At 37.2% G+C, this 22,556-nt stretch carries 21 protein-coding genes; 13 read left to right on the top strand and 8 right to left on the bottom strand.

Annotated features, from left to right (window positions below):
- Positions 1 to 29: 29 nt before the first annotated feature.
- Entirely contained in the window at positions 30 to 2,321 is a 2,292-nt protein-coding gene (gene metE / locus T323_RS0111640; protein ID WP_026673436.1) for a 5-methyltetrahydropteroyltriglutamate--homocysteine S-methyltransferase, read from the top strand.
- Positions 2,322 to 2,456: 135 nt separating this feature from the next.
- On the top strand, positions 2,457 to 2,798 hold the full coding sequence (locus T323_RS0111635) for a hypothetical protein (protein ID WP_026673435.1): 342 nt from the start codon (positions 2,457 to 2,459) through the stop codon (positions 2,796 to 2,798).
- On the opposite strand, the gene T323_RS0111630 is transcribed toward T323_RS0111635, so the two are convergent.
- Entirely contained in the window at positions 2,778 to 3,236 is a 459-nt protein-coding gene (locus tag T323_RS0111630; RefSeq protein WP_026673434.1) for a hypothetical protein, read from the bottom strand. The genes T323_RS0111635 and T323_RS0111630 overlap by 21 nt on opposite strands.
- Positions 3,237 to 3,332: 96 nt before the next feature.
- Positions 3,333 to 4,208 (bottom strand): winged helix-turn-helix domain-containing protein, encoded by an 876-nt coding sequence (locus T323_RS27965; protein WP_026673433.1) that lies wholly within the window; start codon positions 4,206 to 4,208, stop codon positions 3,333 to 3,335.
- Positions 4,209 to 4,303: 95 nt separating this feature from the next.
- Between T323_RS27965 and T323_RS26595 the strand changes: the two genes are divergently transcribed.
- The gene (locus T323_RS26595; protein ID WP_051556505.1) at positions 4,304 to 5,176 is read left to right on the top strand and encodes an alpha/beta hydrolase; all 873 of its coding nucleotides are present in this window, start codon (positions 4,304 to 4,306) and stop codon (positions 5,174 to 5,176) included.
- A gap of 227 nt (positions 5,177 to 5,403) precedes the next feature.
- Entirely contained in the window at positions 5,404 to 7,476 is a 2,073-nt protein-coding gene (locus T323_RS26590) for a methyl-accepting chemotaxis protein (RefSeq protein ID WP_026673432.1), read from the top strand.
- 89 nt (positions 7,477 to 7,565) lie between these two features.
- Here T323_RS26590 and T323_RS0111610 read toward each other — a convergent pair whose 3' ends face one another.
- The 4 genes from T323_RS0111610 to T323_RS0111595 form a co-directional block, all read right to left on the bottom strand.
- The gene (locus tag T323_RS0111610) at positions 7,566 to 8,201 is read right to left on the bottom strand and encodes a pentapeptide repeat-containing protein (RefSeq protein WP_026673431.1); all 636 of its coding nucleotides are present in this window, start codon (positions 8,199 to 8,201) and stop codon (positions 7,566 to 7,568) included.
- A 372-nt stretch (positions 8,202 to 8,573) separates the two neighbouring features.
- Positions 8,574 to 8,957, bottom strand: a complete 384-nt coding sequence (locus tag T323_RS0111605) for a VOC family protein (protein WP_026673430.1) — start codon at positions 8,955 to 8,957, stop codon at positions 8,574 to 8,576.
- 29 nt (positions 8,958 to 8,986) lie between these two features.
- Complete coding sequence (locus tag T323_RS0111600) at positions 8,987 to 9,193, bottom strand: hypothetical protein (RefSeq protein WP_026673429.1); 207 nt, start codon at positions 9,191 to 9,193, stop codon at positions 8,987 to 8,989.
- A gap of 59 nt (positions 9,194 to 9,252) precedes the next feature.
- Complete coding sequence (locus T323_RS0111595) at positions 9,253 to 9,819, bottom strand: TetR/AcrR family transcriptional regulator (protein ID WP_026673428.1); 567 nt, start codon at positions 9,817 to 9,819, stop codon at positions 9,253 to 9,255.
- Positions 9,820 to 10,085: 266 nt separating this feature from the next.
- On the opposite strand from T323_RS0111595, the gene T323_RS0111590 reads away from it, so the two are divergent.
- The 7 genes from T323_RS0111590 to T323_RS0111550 all read left to right on the top strand — a co-directional run bounded on the left by T323_RS0111590 (position 10,086) and on the right by T323_RS0111550 (position 18,592).
- Positions 10,086 to 12,029: an efflux RND transporter permease subunit gene (locus tag T323_RS0111590; RefSeq protein ID WP_026673427.1), complete on the top strand. Its 1,944-nt coding sequence runs from the start codon at positions 10,086 to 10,088 to the stop codon at positions 12,027 to 12,029.
- Positions 12,030 to 12,031: 2 nt separating this feature from the next.
- Positions 12,032 to 13,861, top strand: a complete 1,830-nt coding sequence (locus tag T323_RS0111585; RefSeq protein ID WP_026673426.1) for a coiled-coil domain-containing protein — start codon at positions 12,032 to 12,034, stop codon at positions 13,859 to 13,861.
- A gap of 149 nt (positions 13,862 to 14,010) precedes the next feature.
- Positions 14,011 to 14,250, top strand: coding sequence for a hypothetical protein (locus tag T323_RS0111580; RefSeq protein ID WP_035178501.1), 240 nt, complete (start codon positions 14,011 to 14,013; stop codon positions 14,248 to 14,250).
- 24 nt (positions 14,251 to 14,274) lie between these two features.
- Positions 14,275 to 14,865 (top strand): hypothetical protein, encoded by a 591-nt coding sequence (locus T323_RS0111575; protein ID WP_026673424.1) that lies wholly within the window; start codon positions 14,275 to 14,277, stop codon positions 14,863 to 14,865.
- A gap of 1,244 nt (positions 14,866 to 16,109) precedes the next feature.
- Positions 16,110 to 16,586, top strand: coding sequence for a DUF2975 domain-containing protein (locus T323_RS0111560; protein WP_026673422.1), 477 nt, complete (start codon positions 16,110 to 16,112; stop codon positions 16,584 to 16,586).
- 11 nt (positions 16,587 to 16,597) lie between these two features.
- Positions 16,598 to 16,819, top strand: a complete 222-nt coding sequence (locus T323_RS0111555; protein WP_026673421.1) for a helix-turn-helix domain-containing protein — start codon at positions 16,598 to 16,600, stop codon at positions 16,817 to 16,819.
- Positions 16,820 to 17,122: 303 nt separating this feature from the next.
- Positions 17,123 to 18,592 carry an amidase family protein gene (locus T323_RS0111550; RefSeq protein ID WP_026673420.1) on the top strand — a complete coding sequence of 490 codons (1,470 nt, stop codon included), beginning with the start codon at positions 17,123 to 17,125 and terminating at the stop codon, positions 18,590 to 18,592.
- Between the two features lie 612 nt (positions 18,593 to 19,204).
- On the opposite strand, the gene T323_RS0111540 is transcribed toward T323_RS0111550, so the two are convergent.
- A complete protein-coding gene (locus T323_RS0111540; RefSeq protein WP_026673419.1) occupies positions 19,205 to 19,981 on the bottom strand; it encodes a YibE/F family protein in 777 nt (258 codons plus the stop codon).
- On the bottom strand, positions 19,978 to 21,066 hold the full coding sequence (locus T323_RS0111535; RefSeq protein WP_156942439.1) for a YibE/F family protein: 1,089 nt from the start codon (positions 21,064 to 21,066) through the stop codon (positions 19,978 to 19,980). Before T323_RS0111535 ends, T323_RS0111540 begins: the two co-directional genes overlap by 4 nt.
- A 173-nt stretch (positions 21,067 to 21,239) precedes the next feature.
- On the opposite strand from T323_RS0111535, the gene T323_RS0111530 reads away from it, so the two are divergent.
- On the top strand, positions 21,240 to 21,803 hold the full coding sequence (locus T323_RS0111530) for an LOG family protein (protein WP_026673417.1): 564 nt from the start codon (positions 21,240 to 21,242) through the stop codon (positions 21,801 to 21,803).
- An 18-nt stretch (positions 21,804 to 21,821) separates the two neighbouring features.
- Entirely contained in the window at positions 21,822 to 22,547 is a 726-nt protein-coding gene (locus tag T323_RS0111525) for an AAA family ATPase (protein WP_026673416.1), read from the top strand.
- Positions 22,548 to 22,556: the final 9 nt, after the last annotated feature.

The raw sequence follows: 22,556 nt of genomic DNA, 5'->3' as shown, positions 1-22,556 counted from the left end.
AATAAAAATGAACAAAGGGAGGACGAAAGATGAATTTATTAAGCACCACGATTGGGTATCCGTATATTGGAGAAAAGCGAGAGTGGAAACGTTGCGTCGAATCGTATTGGAAAGGGAACATGGACGAAGAAACATTTCTTTTGACAATGAAAGAACTTCGGTTGAATCAAATTAGATGTCAGCAAAAACTAGGACTAGACTTAATTACGGTTGGCGATTTTACATTTTATGATCGCATGCTTGATTTGGCTGTCATGTTTGGGTTAGTTCCGGAGCGGTATAAGTGGGACGGAAAACAAATCGACCTACCATTATATTATGCTATGGCAAGAGGAGCGAATGATGTCGTAGCTTGTGAAATGACGAAATGGTTTAACACGAACTATCATTATATTGTACCTGAATATGAAGACAAACCTTTAACATTACAGCGAAACTATATTCTTGATTCTTTTGTAGAGGCAAAAGAAGAGCTAGGAATACTTACAAAGCCAACAATAATTGGGCCATATACATTTGTCCAACTTGCAAAAGGGTACACAAAACAATCAAAACCATCATTTTATGTAAAGCTATTGCCTCTTTATACACAAATATTGCAACAGTTAGTTGATGCAGGTGCTACGTGGATTCAAATTGAAGAGCCTGCTTTAGTCTTCACATTACAAGAGGAAGATGTGAAATTAGTCCAAGAACTATATAAGCAACTTGTACATGAAGTACCAGCAGCTAACATTATGTTACAAACTTATTTTGAAGCTTTATCATCGTATGAACAACTTGTTTCATTACCTGTTGCAGGAATCGGTTTAGACTTTGCTTGCGGTGGAAAAGAAAACATGGCATCACTGCGAAAATATGGATTCCCACAAGATAAAGTATTAGGAATTGGAGTCGTTAATGGTCGAGATATTTGGCGAGCGAATTTAGCGGAAAAAGAAATGATTACAAAGGCCGTGCTTTCCTTAAGTCAAGCGACAAATGTTTGGATTCAGTCGTCTTGTAGCTTACAACATGTTCCAGTCACAACAAAAAGCGAAACGGAACTAGACAAAACATTAAAAGAAGCATTATCGTTTGCGGATGAAAAAATCTTGGAACTTACTCATATAACAAGCTATATTCGCGATGAAAATTGGGTTGGGAAGGAAAAAATATCTGAAAGCATGATAGCGACCGAGGCATTAGCTCAACATGAAGCAAGAAATAATAAGCAAGTTCAAACCCTTGTTTCAGAAGTGCAGCCACATCATTTTACAAGGAAGATGGATTATAAAGAGCGTCGTGCACTACAGCAGAAGAAATTGCAATTACCTGATTTTCCAACAACAACGATCGGAAGTTTTCCACAATCATCTGAAGTGAAAAAAACGCGAGCCGCTTGGCGTAGAAATGAAATTACCGATGATGCGTATGCAGACTTCGTAAGACAAGAAACAGCAAGATGGATTCAAATCCAGGAAGAAATCGGTCTAGATGTATTCGTTCATGGCGAGTTTGAAAGAACGGATATGGTCGAATATTTTGGCGAAAAATTAAGTGGCTTTGCTTTTACAAAAAATGGTTGGGTTGTATCCTACGGGTCTCGTTGCGTGAAACCACCTATTATATATGGAGATGTGGAATGGACAACACCGATGACAGTTAAGGAAGTACTAGAAGCACAACAAAGGACAACAAAGCCTGTCAAAGGTATGCTAACGGGACCGGTTACGATTTTGAATTGGTCATTTGTGAGAGATGATTTATCTAGAGAACAAGTAGCCTATCAGCTTGCACTTGCATTACGAGAAGAGATTCAAGCACTTGAAGATGCAGGCATATCGATTATTCAAGTAGATGAACCAGCATTACGAGAAGGATTACCATTACGGAAAGAAAACGAGGAGGACTATATTAACTGGAGTGTTCAAGCGTTTAAATTAGCAACTTCTCGTGTGAAAAATGACACTCAAATCCATACACATATGTGCTATTGCGAATTTAATGATTTTATTGAACCTATTCGTCATCTTGATGCAGATGTGATTTCGATCGAAACATCAAGAAGTCATGGTGAATTCATTGAATCGTTAAAAGAAAATCCATATGAACTAGGAATCGGCTTAGGAGTGTATGATATTCATAGTCCGCGTGTCCCAAGTGTGGAAGAAATGGACGTCATTTTACAAGAAAGTTTAGCTGTTATCTCAAAAGAACAATTTTGGGTTAATCCTGATTGCGGATTAAAAACACGGCAAGAAAAAGAAACTATTGCTTCTTTACAAAACATGGTAGCTGCTGCGAAGAAACTACGAGCTGAGAAGCATCAGCAAGTGTAAATAAAACAGAAAAAATCTACTGCGACCAGCAGTAGATTTTTTCAATTAGAAGTCACTACTAATTTCCTATTTTTTAACTTGGTGACTGTGGGTTAATCTTTTCATAAATCGATGCCAGAGTGAATGGAGATAAGTATGGAGAATGTATTGTTTTTATTGATTATCACACTCATTAGTATTATTTATTATATTTATCTAATTAAAAAAATGTCTCAAAGTGAAAAAGAGCAGTTGAAAGCAGAATGGAAAACACCAACGAAAGCTTTGAAATTGAGCGTAGTGATTATTGGTATTTTCTTATTTTATTCAGGGTTAATTTTAAAAGTAAAGCTACTCCTTATCATAGCATTCTTTCTTTCGCTCCCACATTTCATATCTACTGTTCACGAAGAGTGGAAAGAAAACAAGAGCAAGGGAAGGTTTATCTATAAAATTGGATTATTAACCGGGATTGTTTTATTCATTTATTGGTATTAAACTGTTCCGACCGTATACATCTAATACAATATCTGCATACGATTTATCATCGAGACGAACCTCATAACGCCAAATCCCGCCGTAAGGAACTTCAATAAAAGCAGTATAACGCTCTAATGAGGAATAACTCGATGGTGGTTCAGAAATTTCTTTAGGGGCTACAGCAATAATAGATTCTCCCGTTTCTTTATTATGTAGATAAATAGCTAACTCTTTTCCTTCAAAGGTTTCGAACGGTGCAGTGAAGTGGAACAGATATCCGAGTGATTCCCCCGCTACTAACCCTGGGTCTGGATAGACTTGAAGCAGCGTTTCCCCATTTTCTTCATATGAATCGCGAATGTCCCAATTTATATTTCCCTGATCGGCAGCTTGATTTGAGCAAGCACTTCCTATGAAACATAAAAGTATAAATAACATCCAACTAAACCTTGTCATCACACTATCCCTCCTTGTTTAGAAATATAGACGAACCTAACTGCATTTTGTTTCACGCAATTGTAAAAAAGCTAGAAAATCGTTTCACTTCGAACCTTAAGAAAAATAGTGTGATAAATCATTCAGTCGTTCTTTTCGAAATTGATAAAGGAAATAATCTTGTTTACTTGGACGCATTCTGAGCAAACCAGCTGAACGTAATAAAAGCAAATGGTGGTGGATATTTCCTTTCGTCATTCCCATTACCTGGACTAGTTCGGTAAATGTCTTTTCTTCTGTTTTTATATGTTGAATCATCTGTAGCCGCTTTTGTTCAGCTAATGCTTTGGTAATTAGCAATGTTTCTTGTTCGTCATGTAAAGCACAAGGAAATGTGATGAATGCTTTTTTTCCAAAAATGTCATGCAAAGATAAAGGCCGGAAATGCCATGTTGGAATGAGCGTTATGTCCGTAAGTTCATAGTTATCAAAAACAAGCCCTTTAGAGAGCGCTTCAATTTTTCGATAGGTGTCTGTAGAAAAATCGATAGTCGTTGCCTGTGTAACATTTTTTTGTATTATAGGACCGATTTCATGTTCAATAAATTGAAAATACTCTTTATGCCATTTAGATAAAAGGGAAACGTGTAATCGTCGACGCTTATCTAAATCGGGAGGAATTTTCTTTTTGCTCGTAGCAAAAGGAGCTATTATTTCATAGAGCTCCCCGACAGAAAGCTCCGATAACCAATTCATGTAGGCGTGAAAGTCAGTTTTGTACGGAGTTTCTTCAATAAGAAAAACGGAAAAGTCTTCGAATTCTAGGTCCTCTAGAGAAATTATTTCATCATGTAATGCAGATGATATGGTTCTTTTTGTGTACTCGTGCCATTCTTTCGAGATAGTAAGATACTTTAAATGTGTTTGACGCTTATATAAAGAAAAGCTTAGTAACACTTCATAATGAAGTGAATGAAGGAATGAGACGTTCATATAATCACCTTCTTTAAAAATATAACAATAGTTTAACAGATGTTGACAAGTAAAAATAGTTCAACTAACATTGAACTAAAAAAAGGAGGGGTATTATGGAAATCTATGAAACTGAAAAAATAGTGGATCTTGTATATGGTGAGACAAAAGAACGGACACTTAAGCTTGATATTGTAAAGCCAAAATCAAAGGAATCATTTCCAGCTATTATTTATGTTCACGGTGGAGGTTGGATGGCAGGAGATAAAAGTAAAGTTGGTGGGGAGTGGAATGCCTCATTTGCAAAATACGGGTTTGTCTGTGTGAACATAAACTTTCGCTTAAGTGGAGAAGCTATTTTCCCAGCTCCTTTATTAGATATTAAAACAGCCATTTCGTGGATAAAAGACCATGCAGATGAATATGGAATTGATAGAGAGAAAATTGGGTTATGGGGACATTCATCAGGTGGGCACTTAGCGACACTAACCGCTTTTAGTGCAGGCCATAACGAATTTACTACTAATTCGAAAACATCTGAACAAGTACAGGCAGTATGTGCGCTAGCGGGACCAGTGGATTTGTTATCCATGGGAACGTGGCATGATTTACCGAATTCTCCTGAAGCGAAATTTATTGGGGGAAGCTTATGTGAAAATGAAGAGCGAGCGAAAAAAACAAATCCCATTTCTTACATCGAGGAAAATCCAATTCCAAGCTTACTCATTCATGGTGACTATGATGAAATCGTTCCTGTTGAACAATCACGTCTTTTACATAATGTTTTGCCGAACTCGACGTACCTAGAAATAAAAGGTGCAGACCATGATTTTATCGGTGGAATGTTATCTCTCGATGAAATTTTACCTATTGTACGCTCCTTTTTTGAAAAAACGTTAAAACAAGGGTTACTGAACAAAGAGCAATTAGCGAGACACCGGGCTGAAGTGAAAAAAGTTGTTGAATGGTTTAAAGAGAATAGTAAGTAAGAGGAAACGGGACTTTTCGAGAGAGTCCCGTTTTTTTTTTTTTTTTTTTTTTGAGAGAGATTTTTTAATTAGGACTTTTAAACTAACATTATATATAATTCTGCATAATTCGACATTTTTTATGGTAAATTAAGACATGGCATTGAACTAGGTATGAGTATATGTTACTATTTTGATGTTAAGTTTGTGTATAAAACTTTTATAAATGATGTAGATGGAGGAAGAAAATGAAATCGATAAAAACTAGAATGTTAGTTTTTTTTACGGGACTTATATTAATAACGGTAATTGGTTTAGGAACGATCGCTTCGTTTTTTAGTACAGAAACAATAAAAGACCAAGCAAATCGAGGAATAGAAGGGGCTGCGGTTGAGGCTTCGAAACTAGTAAATGTGTACTTACTAAGGCAAATGTTCTATATGGAAGCGTTGACGGAAAACCCTTATTTACTAGATGAAGAATTTTCTGAAGAAAAATATGAGTTTTTTGAAAGAGAAGCGGAAAGAGCCGGATACTCAACGTTTATATTCGTTGATCATAATGGAGATGGTTTATCTTTAAATTCAACTCAAGCTGTACACGAAGGAATATCAAGTACAAGTACTGATATTCAACGTGCCTTAAATGGAGAAACACTTGTTTCTGACGTAACGATAATTAATGAGAATGCGTTTTTGATTTATGGTGCACCAGTTGTCCGTGATGGAGAAATTGTTGGTGCACTCATGGGGACAAGGCAAGCAGGAATCTTAACAGAAGTGATCGAGAGTATTACGTATGGAGAGCATGAATCGGTCCGTTCTTTTATTGCAAAGCGAGATGGAACATTTCAAGCCCATCCTTATAATGTTTTAGCAGAAATGCAAGTGAACTTAATTGAGCTAGGGAACCCACAAGCTGCTCCGGAAATCGCAGAACAACAAGAGGATCCTGGTGGTGAACCGGTGGAAGAGGTTAATGTAGAAGAGTTAGCTCGCTTGTTTGATGAACGTATTAGTACGGGAGAACCAGGGTACGGTGTTCATACAATATCTGGAGAAAAAGTTATGGTCGGGTTTGCTCCGATCGAAAATACGGATTGGGTTATTGTACTTGAAGTGGATGAAAAAGAAATTCTAGCAGGTATGCGTGTGTTAGAAATAGCATTGCTCATTGTCATTATTTTCTTCTTAATTGTTGGTGTGGTAACGACCTACTTTATGAGTAATTCGATTAGTAAGCCACTAGTGGCGGTATCAAATGAAATTGATAAACTATCGAACTATGATTTAGTGAAAACAACAGATTCTCGCTTTGAAAAGTATGCAAACCGAAAAGATGAAGTGGGCCGTATTACGAACTCCCTTGAAAGGATGCGTCAAAGTTTTGTTGAACTAATCCAAAATACAGGGGATATTTCCAGTCAAGTATCCGCTTCATCACAACAGCTAACAGCGACAAGCCAACAAGCCGTAAATGCAGCTCATGAAGTTGCGAGTACGATTGGAGAGATTGCAACTGGTGCGACGGGTCAAGCAAATGACACAGAAAAAGGTGCAACGCAAGTTCAGGAGCTAGGACAATTAATTGAAGAAGACCAACGTTATGTAGAAAGTCTTGTTCAGTCCACAGATAATGTAAGGACTTTAAAAGATGAAGGGTTGGCAAGCTTAAAAGAATTAGTTGATAAAACAAAGGTTAATACGCAATCGATTAAGGAAATTAAAGAAATTATTAAAACGACAAACGCGAGTGCTGAAAAAATCTCTACGGCAAGTCAAATGATAAAAAGCATCTCTGAGCAAACGAATTTGCTTGCGTTAAATGCTGCGATAGAAGCTGCAAGAGCAGGTGAAGCAGGGAAAGGCTTTGCGGTTGTTGCCGATGAAGTACGGAAGCTAGCAGAGCAATCGAATGAATTTACCGAAGATATCGTTACGATCATTCAAGAGCTAACGAATAAAACAGAAAGTGCAGTAACGACAATGAATCTTGTTGATGAAAATACAACGTCTCAAGTAAAAAGCTTAGAATCAACGAATACTAAATTCGTTGGTATCGCAGAAGCAATTGAAGTCATGAAAGAAGCGATGGAGCAAATTGCTCATTCTGGTGAAGACATGCAAAAGAAAAAAGATAGTATCATTGATTTAATTGATAATCTCTCAGCCATCGCAGAAGAAAATGCGGCAAGTGCTGAACAAGCCTCTGCTTCTGTTGAAGAACAGACGGCTTCGATGACAGAGTTAGCAACTTCAAGTGAAGAACTTGCAAAGTTGTCAGAAACGATGCAAGAAAGTATTGCAAAGTTTAAGTTGTAAGGGCAAAGAAGTCCTAAAAGGTCATAAACTAGCGCCTTTTGGGACGTCTTTTATCTTGTTAGCATTCGAATTTTAGTAGGTCACTTTATTTAATCAGTAATAATAACACCCAACAATGTGGCAAGTTGCATAGCTTGATAGGAAGACACTTTACAACCTTGCAATCCTTCTATTGAAACCGTTAATGTTTCAAAAGTCGATGTGCTTAGGTCGATTCCTTTTAACGACGTTTGTTCAAAACTAGCTTCATTTAGGTTACATTGATTGAATTCGATTTTCTTTAATACACAATCATAAAAATCAGTGTTGGCAAGGGAACTTTCAGTCAGGATGACCTTTTCTAACTTGGCATTTCCGAAGCCAGCTAGATTTAGTAAACTATTTTCAAATTGAACATTCCCCATCCTTGAGTCTGTAAAATCACATCCAACTAGTTTACAGTTCTTGAATTCCGTGCGGTGGATGGAAGCATTTCTGAATATGACATTTGATAAATCGCAGTTTTCAAAAATAACATCCGTAACGTCAATATCACTAAAGTCGGTGTTGTTAAATCGACTGTTACGGATTTTCATTTTTAATAAGTGTGCTCGGTTTACGTTTTCGTTATCAAACGTAGTATCTAGAATGAGACACGTGTCTAATTCAAAGTATTCATCATGGAAAATATCATGAAATCTCTTTTCTGGTAATTCAATTGGAATTTTTGGTAAGTCTATCTTCATATTAAAACCTCTTTTTTAAAGATGAGAAAAATTTAGTATAGCAATAAAGCCTTGAAAGCTTATTCTAGAAGAGCGAAGGCTCCGCACTTCGCTTGAAACGAAAAGACTAGTTATTTAAGTGGATTTGAGAGCAATGAAGGAGAGCGGTAGTTTTCCTGGTGAGAAACCCTATCGGACATATATTCCGCTATTTTAATAAAAAGTAACATTTCTCGAAGACTATCGGACATCTATTCCGTTATTTTAGTTGAACAATGTGTTATTGACGCGGTTTGGCTGGAATAGCGGAAAGGATGTCCGTAAGAATTGGAAAGTGGGGTATTTTTCATGAAATAGCGGAACAAATGTCCGAAATAATCCGAGCATAAAAAATTACGCCGGCCAGCCACTCCATATATCAAGCTTATTTCCATCAGGATCGTAAGCATAAAAATTTAGCCCACAACTCGCATTATCCTCGATAGCAGACACTTTCGCTCCACTCTCTTTCATTGTGTTGTATAGAGTATGGAAATCAAGGACTTCTAATGTCAATGTGCATTGTTCTGTCCCACTTATTTCAATGTAGTTTAAGGTTGTAGGCTTTGGTGTTTTAATTAGAAAGATAGAAGGGCCAGATGGGATTTGAAGCTGTGCTTGGTTATCGGTACAAGGAGCGAGTAATTCCAAACCGAGATTTTGCATATACCATGTGGCCGCTTTTTCAGTATCTGTTGTCGGAATATAAATGCAGTTTATCGCTTTAATAAGACTCACATCAATCATCTCCTAATTCGCACATTCCCTTACATTTTACAATGGAAATATGTCATTTTTAACCCAGACTTTTCAACGATAGGAAACCCGCCATTGTCGTAACAGTTATTACTTGCTGTTGTGATTTCAACATAACTCATATAAGACTGTGCTGCGATTACAAAAGCAATAACGACGAATGCTAATAAAGCGATTAGGATTATTTGTTTTTTAGTTTTCGATATGAGAGTATTCATAGATTTCCTCCGAGGTTTGTGATTCCATATATTATATAATGAATAGTAAAATTTTTCTATTAACGAAACGAGGCTAGACCTTTATTTGTAAATTGATTTATAAGTTCAGCCATTTCTGTTGTTGATTTATCCATGCCATTATCTAACCAACTCTTGATGACGTGAATACAGCCACTCACAACGAGTAAACTAATATATTCAGAAGCTTTGTCGTCTACAACATTAACTTCCATCCAGTTTTTCATTGTAAATTGTTCTGTAATTTCCATAACTTTTTGTTGAAATGCTGTACCGCTTTGACCGCTTAAAAAAATATGGCACAGTTCATGTTTGGTCGCAACGTATTCTAATATTTTCACGGTCATTTGTAACGATTCTTCTTCTTTGTGAAAGTTATATTGACTTAATGTTTCGTACATATCTGCAATGAATTCTTCTTCAATTTTATGTAAAAGGTCATACGGGTCAGTAAAATGAGCATAAAACGTAGAACGATTCAAATCTGCGACCTGACATAATTCTTTTACAGTTATTGCGGAAATTTGTTTTTCTTTTAATAAGGATATAAGACTGTCTTTTAATACCATTCGAGTGTACTTTTTGCGGCGGTCTAATTTTTCACTCATTGAAAATTCCCCCTTTTTCTTTTGTGAAAATCAACACATTAAGCAAAAGTGTTGGGCACTCAACGTTTTATATTAAACTGTTTGTTGAATATCCAACACTGTGTTTATATAATGATAAAGTGCAAAAGAAGATAATACAAGAGAGGTGAGCAACAATTGGCATAGCAGCAACAATTATTAAACATAAAAAAGCGATTGTAATCGTATTTGCCATCATTGCAGTCCTTGCAACAATTGCGCAGTTTTTTGTATCAGTCAATTACAATATGGTTGATTATTTGCCAGATGATGCTCAATCGACTCAAGCGCTTGAAATCATGGAAGAAGAATTCACCGCCTCTGTACCAAATACAAGAGTGATGTTACAAGATGTGAGCGTGCAAGAAGCACTGATTTTTAAAGAAAAATTAGCGGCTATCGACGGTGTGTCAGATGTAATGTGGTTAGATAATGTAATGGACTTGAAAATTCCATTAGAAATGGCCGATCAAGATACAGTTGAGTCTTATTATAAAGAGGGGAATGCATTATTTTCATTTAGTGTAAGACAAGGGGATGAAGTTGCTGTCACAGATGAGATTTATGAAATCATTGGTGAAAACGATGCGATGGCAGGAGAAGCGTTAGATACGGCGACTTCGCAAAAAATGGCAGGAACTGAATCGATGTATGCGGCCGCATTACTTATACCGATTATTATCATTATCCTCGTCATTTCCACAACTTCATGGGTTGAGCCGATTTTCTTTTTAACGGCGATTGGGGTATCTGTTCTTATAAATTTAGGAACGAATATTTTTATCGGTGAAGTCTCGTTTGTTACACAGTCTGTTGCGCCGATATTACAACTAGCAGTATCCCTCGATTATGCGATTTTCTTATTGCATAGTTTCTCTGATTACAGGAAGAAAACAAGCAATCCAGAAGAAGCGATGCAACTTGCTATGAAACGTTCGTTTCCAGCTATTGCAGCAAGTGCAGCTACAACGTTTTTTGGTTTCACTGCATTAATGTTAATGAATTTTGAAATAGGGTCTGATTTAGGATTAAATCTAGTAAAAGGAATTTTGTTAAGCTTTATTAGTGTCATGGTTTTTCTACCGGCATTAACATTATGCTTTTATAAATGGATGGATAAAACGGAACATAAGAGCTTCGTTCCAAACTTTCAAGGGTTTGGCCAACGTGTGATGAAGTTTCGAATCCCGAGTTTACTTATCGTTTTGGTGATTTTACTCCCAAGCTTTTTAGCACAAAGCAATACAACGTTTACGTATGGACTTGGTGAACAACCAGAGAATACACGAGCAGGCGCTGATTTTAAAGTGATTGAAGAAGCGTTTGGAGAACTGACCCCGATTGTATTGCTCGTTCCAAATGGAGATTTAGCAAAAGAGATGGAGCTAGTGCAAGGGTTAGAGGAACTTAATCATGTTACAAGTGTCATCTCATATGTTTCGATGGTAGGCAGTGCAATTCCACCAGAATATGTTGATGAATCGATTCGAAATGAGTTTTTCTCTGAGAATTATAGCCGAATTATTATTAACACGAATGCGGCTAAAGAAGGAGACATTCCGTTTTCCATTGTTGAAGCGGTGCAAGAGCAAGCCGCCCTTTATTATGGAGAAGAAGCGTTAAGTCTTGGAGAAAGTGTGACCCTTTATGATATTAAAAATACGGTTGAAAAAGATAATATCGTAGTAAATGTGATGACGGTTGTCACGATAGCGATTGTTCTTCTTGTAACGTTTAGGTCATTTACGATTCCTGTCGTCCTTTTAGTGACAATACAAGCAGCAGTGTGGGTCAATTTATCAATACCGTATTTTACTGATACGTCTTTAGTGTTTGTTGGGTATTTAATTATAAGTACGGTACAGCTTGCTGCCACGGTTGACTATGCGATTCTACTGACTGAAGCGTATAATGAGAACCGAAAAGAAATGCCAGCATTTGCCGCGATTAAGAAAACACTTGATGAAAAAGTATTTTCAATTTCTATATCAGCAGCAATCTTATCAAGTATCGGGTTTATATTATGGATTACTTCGACGAATCCGATTGTTGGTTCGATTGGGTTATTATTAGGAAGAGGAGCTTTACTTGCTTTTGTGATGGTTGTTTGTTTCTTACCAGCACTGTTGTTACTGTTAGATAAAGTCATTAAGAAAACAACTTATAATGCGAAATATTACGAGGAGAAATGATGATGAGAAAAAAACAGTTAATGCTTATTGTTCTTGCGCTTCTATTGCTCTTGCCGTCATTTCTTGTTCAAGCCAATCAAACGGAAGAAAGTCAGGATGAGGGAACGAGCACAATTGAACAAACTGATGGCAAGCTTGCGTCAAAGGATGAAGTTGTGTATGCATTATTACAAGCGACAGGTGAGCTTGAACAAGTGTATGTTGTTAACAACTTAAATATAAGAGAAGCAGGAACGATTATTGATTTCGGTCCGTACGATAGTGTGAAAAATTTAACGGACTTGTCAGAAATAGAGCATGAAGATGATGTCGTTCGTATAGAAGCTTCGAAAGGCAAATTTTTTTATCAAGGTAATATCGAGCAATCCGTCGAGCTACCATGGAATATTGAGGTTGCTTATAAGTTAGATGGACAAAATATTGCCCCAGAGCAACTGATCAATCAAGACGGTCATTTTGAAATGACGATTCAAACAACATCTAATGAAAACGGAGAACAACTATTTTACGAGAACTATATTTTACAAATCTCTGTGATGCTTGAATCTGATATTTTTAATAATATTGAAGTGACAGATGGCATGATTGCTAATGTCGGGAAAAATCAACAAGTGACATTCACTGCCATGCCTGAGCAAAATGGTGAATTTTATCTAGCAGCAGATGTCACTCAGTTTGAGATGCAGGGGATTGAAATTGCGGCTGTCCCATCTTCCATGGCGATTGATGCACCAGATATTGATGAGATGACAGAGGATATGGATTCTTTAACAGATGCGATTCGTCAGGTAAACGAAGGTGTTGGTGAGTTGAAAACTGGCGTAGCGGAGTTGAACGATGGTGTTGCTCAATTACGAAACGGTTCGCAGCAATATCAGAACGGGATGACGGAGTTAAACAAAGGCTCTTCAGAACTAGTCAATGCATCGAAGTCCATTGATGAAGCACTTGCAACGATTAGTGAAAGTCTTGCGGACGCTGATGATATTGATATGAGCGAGCTTGCTGCGGTCGCTGATGGTTTAAACCAAATTGCCGGTGGACTAAATGAAACAGTGGATGGATTAGCTCTTCTGCGAGAAAACTATAATATGGCATATAATGCGTTGGATGGAGCAATATCGGGGATTCCAAACCATACTATTTCGGAACAAGAGATCGGTGCCCTATATGGGAGTGGTGCGGATACCCGCGTTGTTGATAAGTTAGTGGAAACTTATACAGCTGCCCAAGTTGTAAAAGGAACGTATAGCCAAGTAAAAGAAGCGTTTGCCGTTGTTGATACCACATTACGAGATGTGAGTGGAGCATTAAAAGAAATGGGCACCACGCTTTCTACGATTGCCAACGGTTTATCCGCTTCTGTCGATGAGATGGGAGATACGAATGGGTTTGCTGAGTTACAAAATGGGATCGCACAATTATCAGCAAACTATGGAGAATTCCACTCAGGCTTAGTGAGCTACACAAACGGTGTTGGTGAATTATCAAACTCTTATGGTGAGTTACATTCTGGCATTGTGGAACTGGCAAACGGAACGACAGAATTAGAAAGTGGAGTGGGTGAACTCCAAGATGGCACAGGAAAATTGTATGAATCAACAAGTGACTTACCAGAACAAATGCAAAAAGAAATTGATAATATGATTGCCGAATATGATAAATCAGATTTCGAAGCCGTGTCATTTGTATCTCCGAAAAATGAAAAAGTAAACTCAGTCCAATTTGTTATCCGAACAGAAAGTTTGAAAATAGAAGAACAAGAAACAGCGACAGACGAAGCACCAGAAGAAAAAACATTCTGGGATCGCTTGCGCGAGTTGTTCTCTTAATAAGCGGAAAAACCTTCGTACATGCGGAGGTTTTTTTGTTTGATTTGGAAATAGCGTGAAAAAAGGACCATTTATTTGAAAATTATATATGGTATAATTTCCAAAAGTAAAAACTTTCCATAACAAGATGGGGAGAGGAGAGCAATTTGATGAAGTTTATTCGGTATACATGGCTGTTACTGTCAGGAGTTTGGGTTCTTTTGTTTTCGCTTTGGATGAGCGGGCCAGGAATTGCGGAAACAGATACACCAGAATATAGGCTGCAATTCATGTTGTTATTTGTTTTATGGGTAGTTGGATTTGTCCTCCAAATGAAAGAAAAGAGGCGAGTGTTAGGAATAGTGTTGACGATTATCGCAGCTGCTTTTTATGTAGTTTTAATGGTGTAACGAGATTTAGATGGAGTGGGAGATATGATTCAAAAGGATGTTATTAAACCTTCACAGTGGAGTGGAGGCTTTTATGAACTTTCCATCGAGTACAGCCCAGTTGGAGATGATAAAAAAATAAATACTGCTCTTGCTGCGGTATCCAATAGCAAGATAATTGCTGTGCCAATTTCACACCGAGTGAAAATTGAAGGGAATAGCGTGAATCAATGGTACGGTGATATTCATATTTTAGATGGAAAAGTTTTGCCTTGTATGGTGACGGTGACTAGAATTGATGACGAATCAGATTGGCTCGATATATCGATTCCTCAATTTGCGTTTGAGCAGGTTTACTGTTATCGCTATCCGCTAACAAATGAGCTGAATCCTTGGTTAGTGGAAGTGAATGCGACATTCACTACGTTAGCGGAGTCGATATTTAAAGAGTCTCCTTTTGAGCTAGCGATGATAGGAGAAGAAATTACAGGACACACGAATCATACGGTGGTCACTAGAGATATAATAGAAAGCGACAGCGCTATTTTTATTGTGCCTATTCACCTTCAAACTAAGATAAAGCCGTTAACTAGAGGGATTGAGCTTTTGAATGGGTTACAACTGTACGGTGAATAACAGGGAAAAATGTATAATAGAAGCGATTTGCTTTAATAAAGTGATAAGCTTCTATTTTTTAAATTTCATAATGTCATAATATTAGAAAAATGAAAAGGAGTTATGCAATGAATTTTTTTGTCAGAATTCATTAGGGAGGTTGGATATTCAAATGAAAAACAAAAAAATAATTAATGTTTCCGAATCTATTTTATTGGTCAGTTCATTTTTTATGCTTATGTTTATAAATAAATATTTGGTGTTTATACCTGAATTTAAGTATATTTTTGAGAGAGATTCTTTATGGTACATATTACCTGTCATAACTTTGGGTTTAGCTATACATTCATTTTGCAACAGGGAAACTTAATAAATTCACCTTAGTTTCAGCGTACCAGATGGTGTAATCCTAAAAGTCGTGGATGTAGATACTTATAATTGATTTATATTAGCCTTTTGTAAATGGCAAATGCGAAGTAGAAGTATCCAATAGAGCGTTTCTATTGGACAAAACAGGAGCCAAAAGAGCGAGAAGTGTCTAATAGAGAGGTTCTATTGGACAAAACGGAGACAAAAAGAGCGAGAAATGTCTAATAGAAAGGTTCAATTGGACAAAACAGGGACAAAAAGAGCGAGAAGTGTCTAATAAAGAGGCTCTATTGGACAAAACGGAGACAAAACGAGCAAGAAGTGTCTAATAGGGAGGTTCTATTGGACAAAACAGAAGCAAAAAGAGCAAGAAGTGTCCTTCATCAAAGGAATGAAGGACAAAACAAGGGCAAAACGAGCGGAAAGTGTCCTTTATCGAAGGGATGAAGGACAAAACAGAAGCAAAAAGAGCAAGAAGTGTCCTTCATCAAAGGAATGAAGGACAAAACAGAAGCAAAACGAGCAAGAAGTGTCCTTCATCGAAGGGATGAAGGACAAAACAGAAGCAAAACGAGCAAGAAGTGTCCTTCATCGGAGGGATGAAGGACAAAACAGAAGCAAAACGAGCAAAAAGTGTCCTTCATCGAACCCACGAAGGCCCCAACACAAATACAACCAACAAAAACTGCCATATTAAGTACAAACACACCACAAACTAAACCAGAATCCCCCCTACCGAATCAAAAAGAGTTCCTTTCTTTCTTCTAGAACGGAACTTTTTTTATTTCTGAACAGTTTACCTAAAGTCAAAATAATATCATTTTTTAATAAAAATTTATTGTAAGACAATAAATATAGATGTAAAATAAAGACAAAATTAAAACGAGGTGTGACAGATGGAAAGACAACGGACGTTATTTTTAAAGATTGTTATTATTTTGTTAGGAATAACGGTAGTCGCATTATGTGTATTGTGGTTGCCATGGTTAGCGAGGAACGCAGCGGAACAAGCACCAGAGTTTGCTTATTTGAAATATCCAGTTTTACTTGGATTGTATGTAACGGCAGTCCCTTTTTTTATGGCACTACATCAAGCTTGGCAATTACTGAACTATATTGAAAAAAACGCTGCTTTTTCTGAGTTATCGGTGAGCACGTTAAATAAGATTAAATATTGTGGAAATGCAATTGCCTTCTTATATGCAGTTGGGACAATTTTACTTCTAACGCAAAACGCATTGCACCCAGGAGTTGCCATTATTAGTTTCCTGGTTATGTTTACATCTGTTGTGATTGCTGTCTTTGCGGCTGTACTTCAGAAATTATTAAAAAATGCGCTAAAGATAAAATCAGAAAATGAGTTAACGATCTGAGGTGAATAGCAGTGGCGATTATAATTAATATTGATGTGATGTTAGCGAAAAGAAAAATGAGTGTCACCGAGCTTTCAGAAAAGGTTGGAATAACGCTGGCGAATTTATCAATTTTAAAAAATGGGAAAGCAAAAGCGATTCGACTCTCAACTCTCGATGCGATTTGTAAAGCGTTGGACTGCCAACCAGGTGACATTCTTGAATATCGAAATGAAGCTGATGAAAATACATAAGCGAGAAAAGAAAGCATTGATAGTTGGAGTCAGTTGCCAAGTGATTTTCTTTCTTTACATCTCAGTTTTTGGTTCCGTAAGACTTTATATGTTGGAGCAATTCACTGTGTATTCAGTCGGTTTTTTTGAGAGTTTTTTTAGGAATCGCTAGTCTTTTATGTGGAGTATATGGTCTTGTAAAAAGTGACAAAATAGCGAGTTTCACCATTATGACTGTAGTTGGAAGTTTTATTTGTTTGTGGGGGATATTTATATATGTATTGCCCTCTTGCATGTGACAATAGTAAGAGTAGGAGTGTATAAATGGAGATACAATTTGCTGAGTTTTTCAGGGATGAATTGACGATTACAGACATTCAATCTGCAATGGACAAAGAAGAAATCACCTCTAAACAGCTAGTCATGTATTATTTACATCAAATAGCGAAGTACGACCAAGCAGGTCCCCACCTTCATTCAATTTTGGAAATTAATCCTGATGCTATTTTTATTGCGGAAGCGTTAGATGAGGAGAGAAAAGTTTCACGGGCTAGGGGGCCATTACATGGAATCCCTATTTTGTTAAAAGACAATATCGAAACGAAAGACGCTATGCATACAAGTGCAGGTACTCTAGCGTTACAAAACAATCTTGCTAATGAAGATGCGTTCCTTGTAAAACAATTACGTCAAGCAGGAGCGATTATATTAGGAAAGACGAATATGACTGAGTTGGCTAATGGAATGGCAAGTGAAATGTGGGCTGGTTATAGTACAAGAGGCGGCCAAACTGTTAATCCTTATGGTGACCGAGACCTTTTTGTCGGCGGGTCTAGTTCAGGGTCAACGGTAGCAGTCGCTGCTAATTTTACAGTAGGAGCAATCGGAACAGAAACAGATGCATCCATACTTAGTCCAGCTATTCAAAACTCAGTAGTAGGGATTAAGCCAACAGTTGGCTTAATCAGCCGAAGTGGCCTTATTCCGTTTACCTATTCTCAAGATACGGCAGGGCCAATTGCGAGAACGGTAACAGATGCCGCTTTCATGTTAGAAGTGCTAGCTGGGATAGATAAAGATGATCCGGCAACCTTTAAAAGCAAGTATAAACCTAGACAAACCTATTCCCACTTTTTACAAAAGTCAGGTCTTGCTGGTACTAGAATTGGTGTTTTTACAAATGCATCAGAACGCTATTTGCAATCGGAAGAACATGATGAATTGTTATTCCAAGACGTCATTCACACTTTAAGAAAACAAGGAGCTATTTTAACTGAAGATGTAGATATTCCATCTTTTCATAGAGAGTGGAGCTGGGACGTGTCCTTTTATGAGTTAAAACATAGCTTAGATAACTATTTATTTCAGCTTCCACCTCATATGCCTGTGCACTTAGTAAAAGAACTCATTCAATTTAACGAGGAATTCTCAGAACAAACCTTAAAGTATGGTCAAGATAAATTAGAGGCAAGGGCCAAATTACCAACTGCATTAAAAAGCTCGGAGTATTTGAACGCAAAAATCGAAGACCTTTATTTTTCACAAGAATTAGGAATAGACTATGCGCTTCAAAAACATCAGCTTGATGCGATTGTATTCCCGTCCTATATCGGGTCAACGATTTGTGCAAAAGCCGGGTATCCGAGTATTGCGGTACCAGCAGGATATATGAAAAATGGTAGACCTTTTGGTGTAACTTTTGCCGGCACAGCTTTTTCGGAAAGTACGCTAATCAAACTTGCTTATAGCTTTGAACAAGCAACTCGTCATAGGAAACCTCCAATACTAAAATGAGAGGAGGCGTTAGTACTGAAAACATTTATAAAAGATGTTGGCCGGTCAATGGAAGTAGTGTTGTTTTTAGTCATCGGCTATTTTTTTACCGTGAATATCGCTAGCAACTTATATGAAAATCAAGGGATCGCATTTGTTGGAAATGTATGGGTGAATTGGTTTGGAATTTCTTATTGCCTTTTTGTCATTTATACGATTGTGATGGGAGTTTTCCTTTTTAGAGAAGTTTCATTTTACAAAGGGCTTCTCTCCTCAAGGTTGTTTTGGCTTTTCTGTTTCGGAGCGTCGTACATCGTTTCATTCCGTTTATTAGAGGAGAAAATCCATTTTGAAAACGTGAGTATAGGTCTTGAGGGAAGGCAGAACCATCTATTGTTTGTAACTCTCTTCTACCATCAGTGTTAACGGACGTATGTTCCGCTATTATAAGAAAAAATAGCGTCGGCTACATGTTAACGGACATACGTTCCGTTAAGTGCGCAGAAACGCAGATTTTCACTGCTGTTTTCTGGTGAATAGCGGAACGTATGTCCGACAAAAGTGAGAAAAGCTTTATTTTTAATGAAATAGCGGAACCTATGTCCGTAACTACTACGCTTCGTTTTGATTCTTTTATTTTTCCGCTTCAACTTGGTCACGTTTTTTTACTAAAAAATAGGCGGTAATCCAAGACGTGATCGGAATACATAATGCCACGCCAATGCCAGCACAAAGGATTGTCATCATTTCTGCACTAAATATTTTCGAATTAATAATCTGTCCAAAGGAATACGACAAATCTTTATACCATAAAAGCAAGGCCATATAACCTCCGAAAAACGCGAAAAATAAAGTATTCGCACTCGTCCCTAAAATGTCTCGTCCAATCGCTAGCCCCGACAAAAACAAATCTTTTCGCCGGATAGTTGGATTGTGGTAATAGATTTCACGCATCGGAGAAGAGAGCGAAATCGCAATATCGATGATGGCGCCAATTGTACTCATAATAATAACGGCTGCTCCGATTTTCACGAAATCTACACCGACATAAAGGGAAAAGATACTAAGCTCTTCAATTTCTTCTTCACCAAACCCTTGAATCATCGCGTAATCTGTGACGAAAATAATGAGCACGAGGAGAATAACGGTTGTAATTACTGTAGCGATAAAGGCAGTGATTGTCTTGATGTTGATGCGATTAATATAAAATAAATTAATGCAGCTTATTACGGTACAAGCGAAAAATGTTAACAACAATGGATTCCCATTTGGATTGGACATGAAAAGAATCGTTAGAAACAAGACTGCAAAATTAAGAAACAATGCAAGAAATGAACGGGCGCCTTTTTTTCCTCCGACCCACACCATTAATAGAAATAAGATGACAGCTAAACATGTGACTACACTCATCGTCTCGCCCTCTTCACTTTCACGAAGTATATCGTAATATATAATCCAATTGGAATCGTTAATACAATGCCAATGCCACCAGCTAAAGCCCGTGCCAATTCTAATGAGAGGTTCATCGAAAGGGTAAAGCCAATGGGTGCATAATTATTTAAGTATAAAATCATCATCGGAATGGAGCCACTAATATAAGCAAAAAACAAAATATTTGTCATTGTGCCCATAATATCTTTACCGATTTCCATTCCTGATGTTTTCATTGCTTTCACAGAGATGTTGCTATTTTTTTCATACAAACTAAAAATCGAAGAAGACATCGTTATCGCTACATCCATAACAGCTCCGAGCGAACCGACTAACACCCCCGCCATAAATACCATTTGATGTGGACGAGTTAAAAACTGCATTTCTTCATAGCGGAGACCTTGCTCAGCTGTGGCCCACATGACGAGATAGGCAATGAGCAATAGAAGAAAGGTACAGATGAGTGTCGCAATGATGGCAGCATATGTTTTTTCATTTCTTCCGTTTACAAGTAAAAGAGAAATGACAGTAAATAAAATGACACTTACACCACATATAAATACTAAACTAATGTTTGTTGTTTTAATGTAAACATCTAATGCATACGATAAAATGGCAGCGTTCACAAATAAACTAATGATAGAATACAACCCTTGTTTTTTTCCGACAAGCAATAACGTGAAAATAAATATCCAGGTGACGATCAATAAATATTTATCTCGTTTCACATCTTGAATAGTGCCTGTGATTTCAGCACTTCCGACAGTCGTTTCATCAATCCAAACGAATAACTCGTTCCCGACTCGGTATTCCTGGTCATACGCTTGAGAGGATGAATACTCATTTGTTAACGAAATCAACTGTCCTTTATACTCTCCGTTTTTTATTTCAGCGATGATGCTTTGGGTATATAATTGGTCCTCATTGTTATACATATCAACCGTCTCTGTCGTTTCTATCAGTTGAGTTTCTATGATTTTCGCAATAGGTCGTTCATAAAACGAATAATTATGAAAAACAAAAAAGAGAGACGAAACAACACAAACGGCAAGGAATAGAAACATAAAAATCTGTTTGTTCGTTAATTTCAACTTAAGCCCTCCATAAGTGGAAAAGATACTTCATCATATTACTAGATTTTTAAAGAAGAGAGAAGGATTATATATAGAATTGTTAAATATTTCAACCTGTGTGATAATTGTAGAAGTTTCAAAAGATAGAAAGAGAGGAAATATAGATGAAAACAATTGCCGTTTTTTGTGGGTCAAGTCCAGGAAATGATCCTGTTTATATGGAGCAAGCACGGAGACTAGGAGAAGTCCTTGTGGAAAACAATATCAATCTCGTATATGGAGGAGCTACTGTTGGTTGTATGGGAGCTGTTGCCGATGCGGTCATGGCTAATGGAGGCAAAGTCATTGGTGTCATACCTGAAAAACTAAGAAATGTTGAAATTGCACATGAGCAGTTAACAGAGCTTCATGTTGTGAAAACAATGCATGAACGAAAAGCGTTAATTGCCGATTATGCTGATGGCTTTATTGCAATGCCAGGAGGAACAGGAACATTAGAAGAGTGGTTTGAAGTGTTTACATGGGCCCAATTAGGATATCATGAAAAACCGTGTGCTTTTTTTAACGTAAATGAATATTATTCACCAATCTTATCTTTGTTTGACCATATGATTGAACAAGGATTTGTAAAGGCAGACTATAAAAAACTGATTGTAATCGACAAAGAACCAAGTCAATTAGTTTCAAAACTTCAACATTACGAAAGTGCTTATATTCATAAATGGTAGTAAAGAGGTGGTGATTGGATGTTTTTAAAAAGAATTGAAATGCTTCGAGACACTATTCCTAATCAAGCCGAATATCCATTTTCAATTCCAGCGATTCAAAATTTTCAGCAACTACATTTAGAGAAGAATGTGACCTTTTTTGTTGGTGAAAATGGCTCAGGGAAATCAACATTGCTTGAAGCGATTGCCTATAAGTGCCAATTTAACACAGCTGGTGGTGGAAGAAATAATACATATGACCTCGAAGCTTCGGAATCTGCTCTTGGCAACTATATTCGGCTATCATGGTTACCGAAAATATCTAATGGCTTTTTTCTAAGAGCAGAGTCTTTTTATCATTTTGCCTCTCATATTGATTCTGTGAGGGCATGGGAAGCATATGGCGGGAAGTCTTTACATGAACAGTCTCACGGGGAATCGTTTCTTTCTTTGTTTTTGCACCGCTTCAACGGAAAAGCAATTTACTTATTAGACGAGCCTGAGGCCGCCTTATCTCCCCAACGACAACTTGCGTTTTTAAAAATCATCTATGATTTATCATCGACAGGAGAATGTCAATTTATAATCGCGACACATTCACCGATTTTGTTAGGTTATCCTGAAGCTACGATTCTTAGTTTTGATTCTGGCGAGATAAAGAAGATAGACTACGAAGAAACCGACCATTACCAAATAACAAAATACTTCCTAGATCACCGCGAGCGTTTTTTAGAAGAGATTCTTAGGGAAGAAGATGATGAGTAGAGAAGTGGA

The sequence above is a fragment of the Alkalihalobacillus bogoriensis ATCC BAA-922 genome (assembly GCF_000621445.1).
GTDB lineage: Bacteria > Bacillota > Bacilli > Bacillales > Bacillaceae_F > Bacillus_AO > Bacillus_AO bogoriense.
Note: the sequence above shows the minus strand (reverse complement) of the source record. Positions and strands in the feature narration are given on the sequence as shown.

Excerpts from the sequence above, each read along its gene's own strand:
- metE (WP_026673436.1), top strand. The coding sequence starts at position 30 with ATGAATTTATTAAGCACCACGATTGGGTATCCGTATATTGGAGAAAAG.
- T323_RS0111635 (WP_026673435.1), top strand. The coding sequence starts at position 2,457 with ATGGAGAATGTATTGTTTTTATTGATTATCACACTCATTAGTATTATT.
- T323_RS0111630 (WP_026673434.1), bottom strand. The coding sequence starts at position 3,236 with ATGACAAGGTTTAGTTGGATGTTATTTATACTTTTATGTTTCATAGGA.
- T323_RS27965 (WP_026673433.1), bottom strand. The coding sequence starts at position 4,208 with ATGAACGTCTCATTCCTTCATTCACTTCATTATGAAGTGTTACTAAGC.
- T323_RS26595 (WP_051556505.1), top strand. The coding sequence starts at position 4,304 with ATGGAAATCTATGAAACTGAAAAAATAGTGGATCTTGTATATGGTGAG.
- T323_RS26590 (WP_026673432.1), top strand. The coding sequence starts at position 5,404 with ATGAAATCGATAAAAACTAGAATGTTAGTTTTTTTTACGGGACTTATA.
- T323_RS0111610 (WP_026673431.1), bottom strand. The coding sequence starts at position 8,201 with ATGAAGATAGACTTACCAAAAATTCCAATTGAATTACCAGAAAAGAGA.
- T323_RS0111600 (WP_026673429.1), bottom strand. The coding sequence starts at position 9,193 with ATGAATACTCTCATATCGAAAACTAAAAAACAAATAATCCTAATCGCT.
- T323_RS0111595 (WP_026673428.1), bottom strand. The coding sequence starts at position 9,819 with ATGAGTGAAAAATTAGACCGCCGCAAAAAGTACACTCGAATGGTATTA.
- T323_RS0111590 (WP_026673427.1), top strand. The coding sequence starts at position 10,086 with ATGGTTGATTATTTGCCAGATGATGCTCAATCGACTCAAGCGCTTGAA.
- T323_RS0111585 (WP_026673426.1), top strand. The coding sequence starts at position 12,032 with ATGAGAAAAAAACAGTTAATGCTTATTGTTCTTGCGCTTCTATTGCTC.
- T323_RS0111580 (WP_035178501.1), top strand. The coding sequence starts at position 14,011 with ATGAAGTTTATTCGGTATACATGGCTGTTACTGTCAGGAGTTTGGGTT.
- T323_RS0111575 (WP_026673424.1), top strand. The coding sequence starts at position 14,275 with ATGATTCAAAAGGATGTTATTAAACCTTCACAGTGGAGTGGAGGCTTT.
- T323_RS0111560 (WP_026673422.1), top strand. The coding sequence starts at position 16,110 with ATGGAAAGACAACGGACGTTATTTTTAAAGATTGTTATTATTTTGTTA.
- T323_RS0111550 (WP_026673420.1), top strand. The coding sequence starts at position 17,123 with ATGGAGATACAATTTGCTGAGTTTTTCAGGGATGAATTGACGATTACA.
- T323_RS0111540 (WP_026673419.1), bottom strand. The coding sequence starts at position 19,981 with ATGAGTGTAGTCACATGTTTAGCTGTCATCTTATTTCTATTAATGGTG.
- T323_RS0111535 (WP_156942439.1), bottom strand. The coding sequence starts at position 21,066 with ATGTTTCTATTCCTTGCCGTTTGTGTTGTTTCGTCTCTCTTTTTTGTT.
- T323_RS0111530 (WP_026673417.1), top strand. The coding sequence starts at position 21,240 with ATGAAAACAATTGCCGTTTTTTGTGGGTCAAGTCCAGGAAATGATCCT.
- T323_RS0111525 (WP_026673416.1), top strand. The coding sequence starts at position 21,822 with ATGTTTTTAAAAAGAATTGAAATGCTTCGAGACACTATTCCTAATCAA.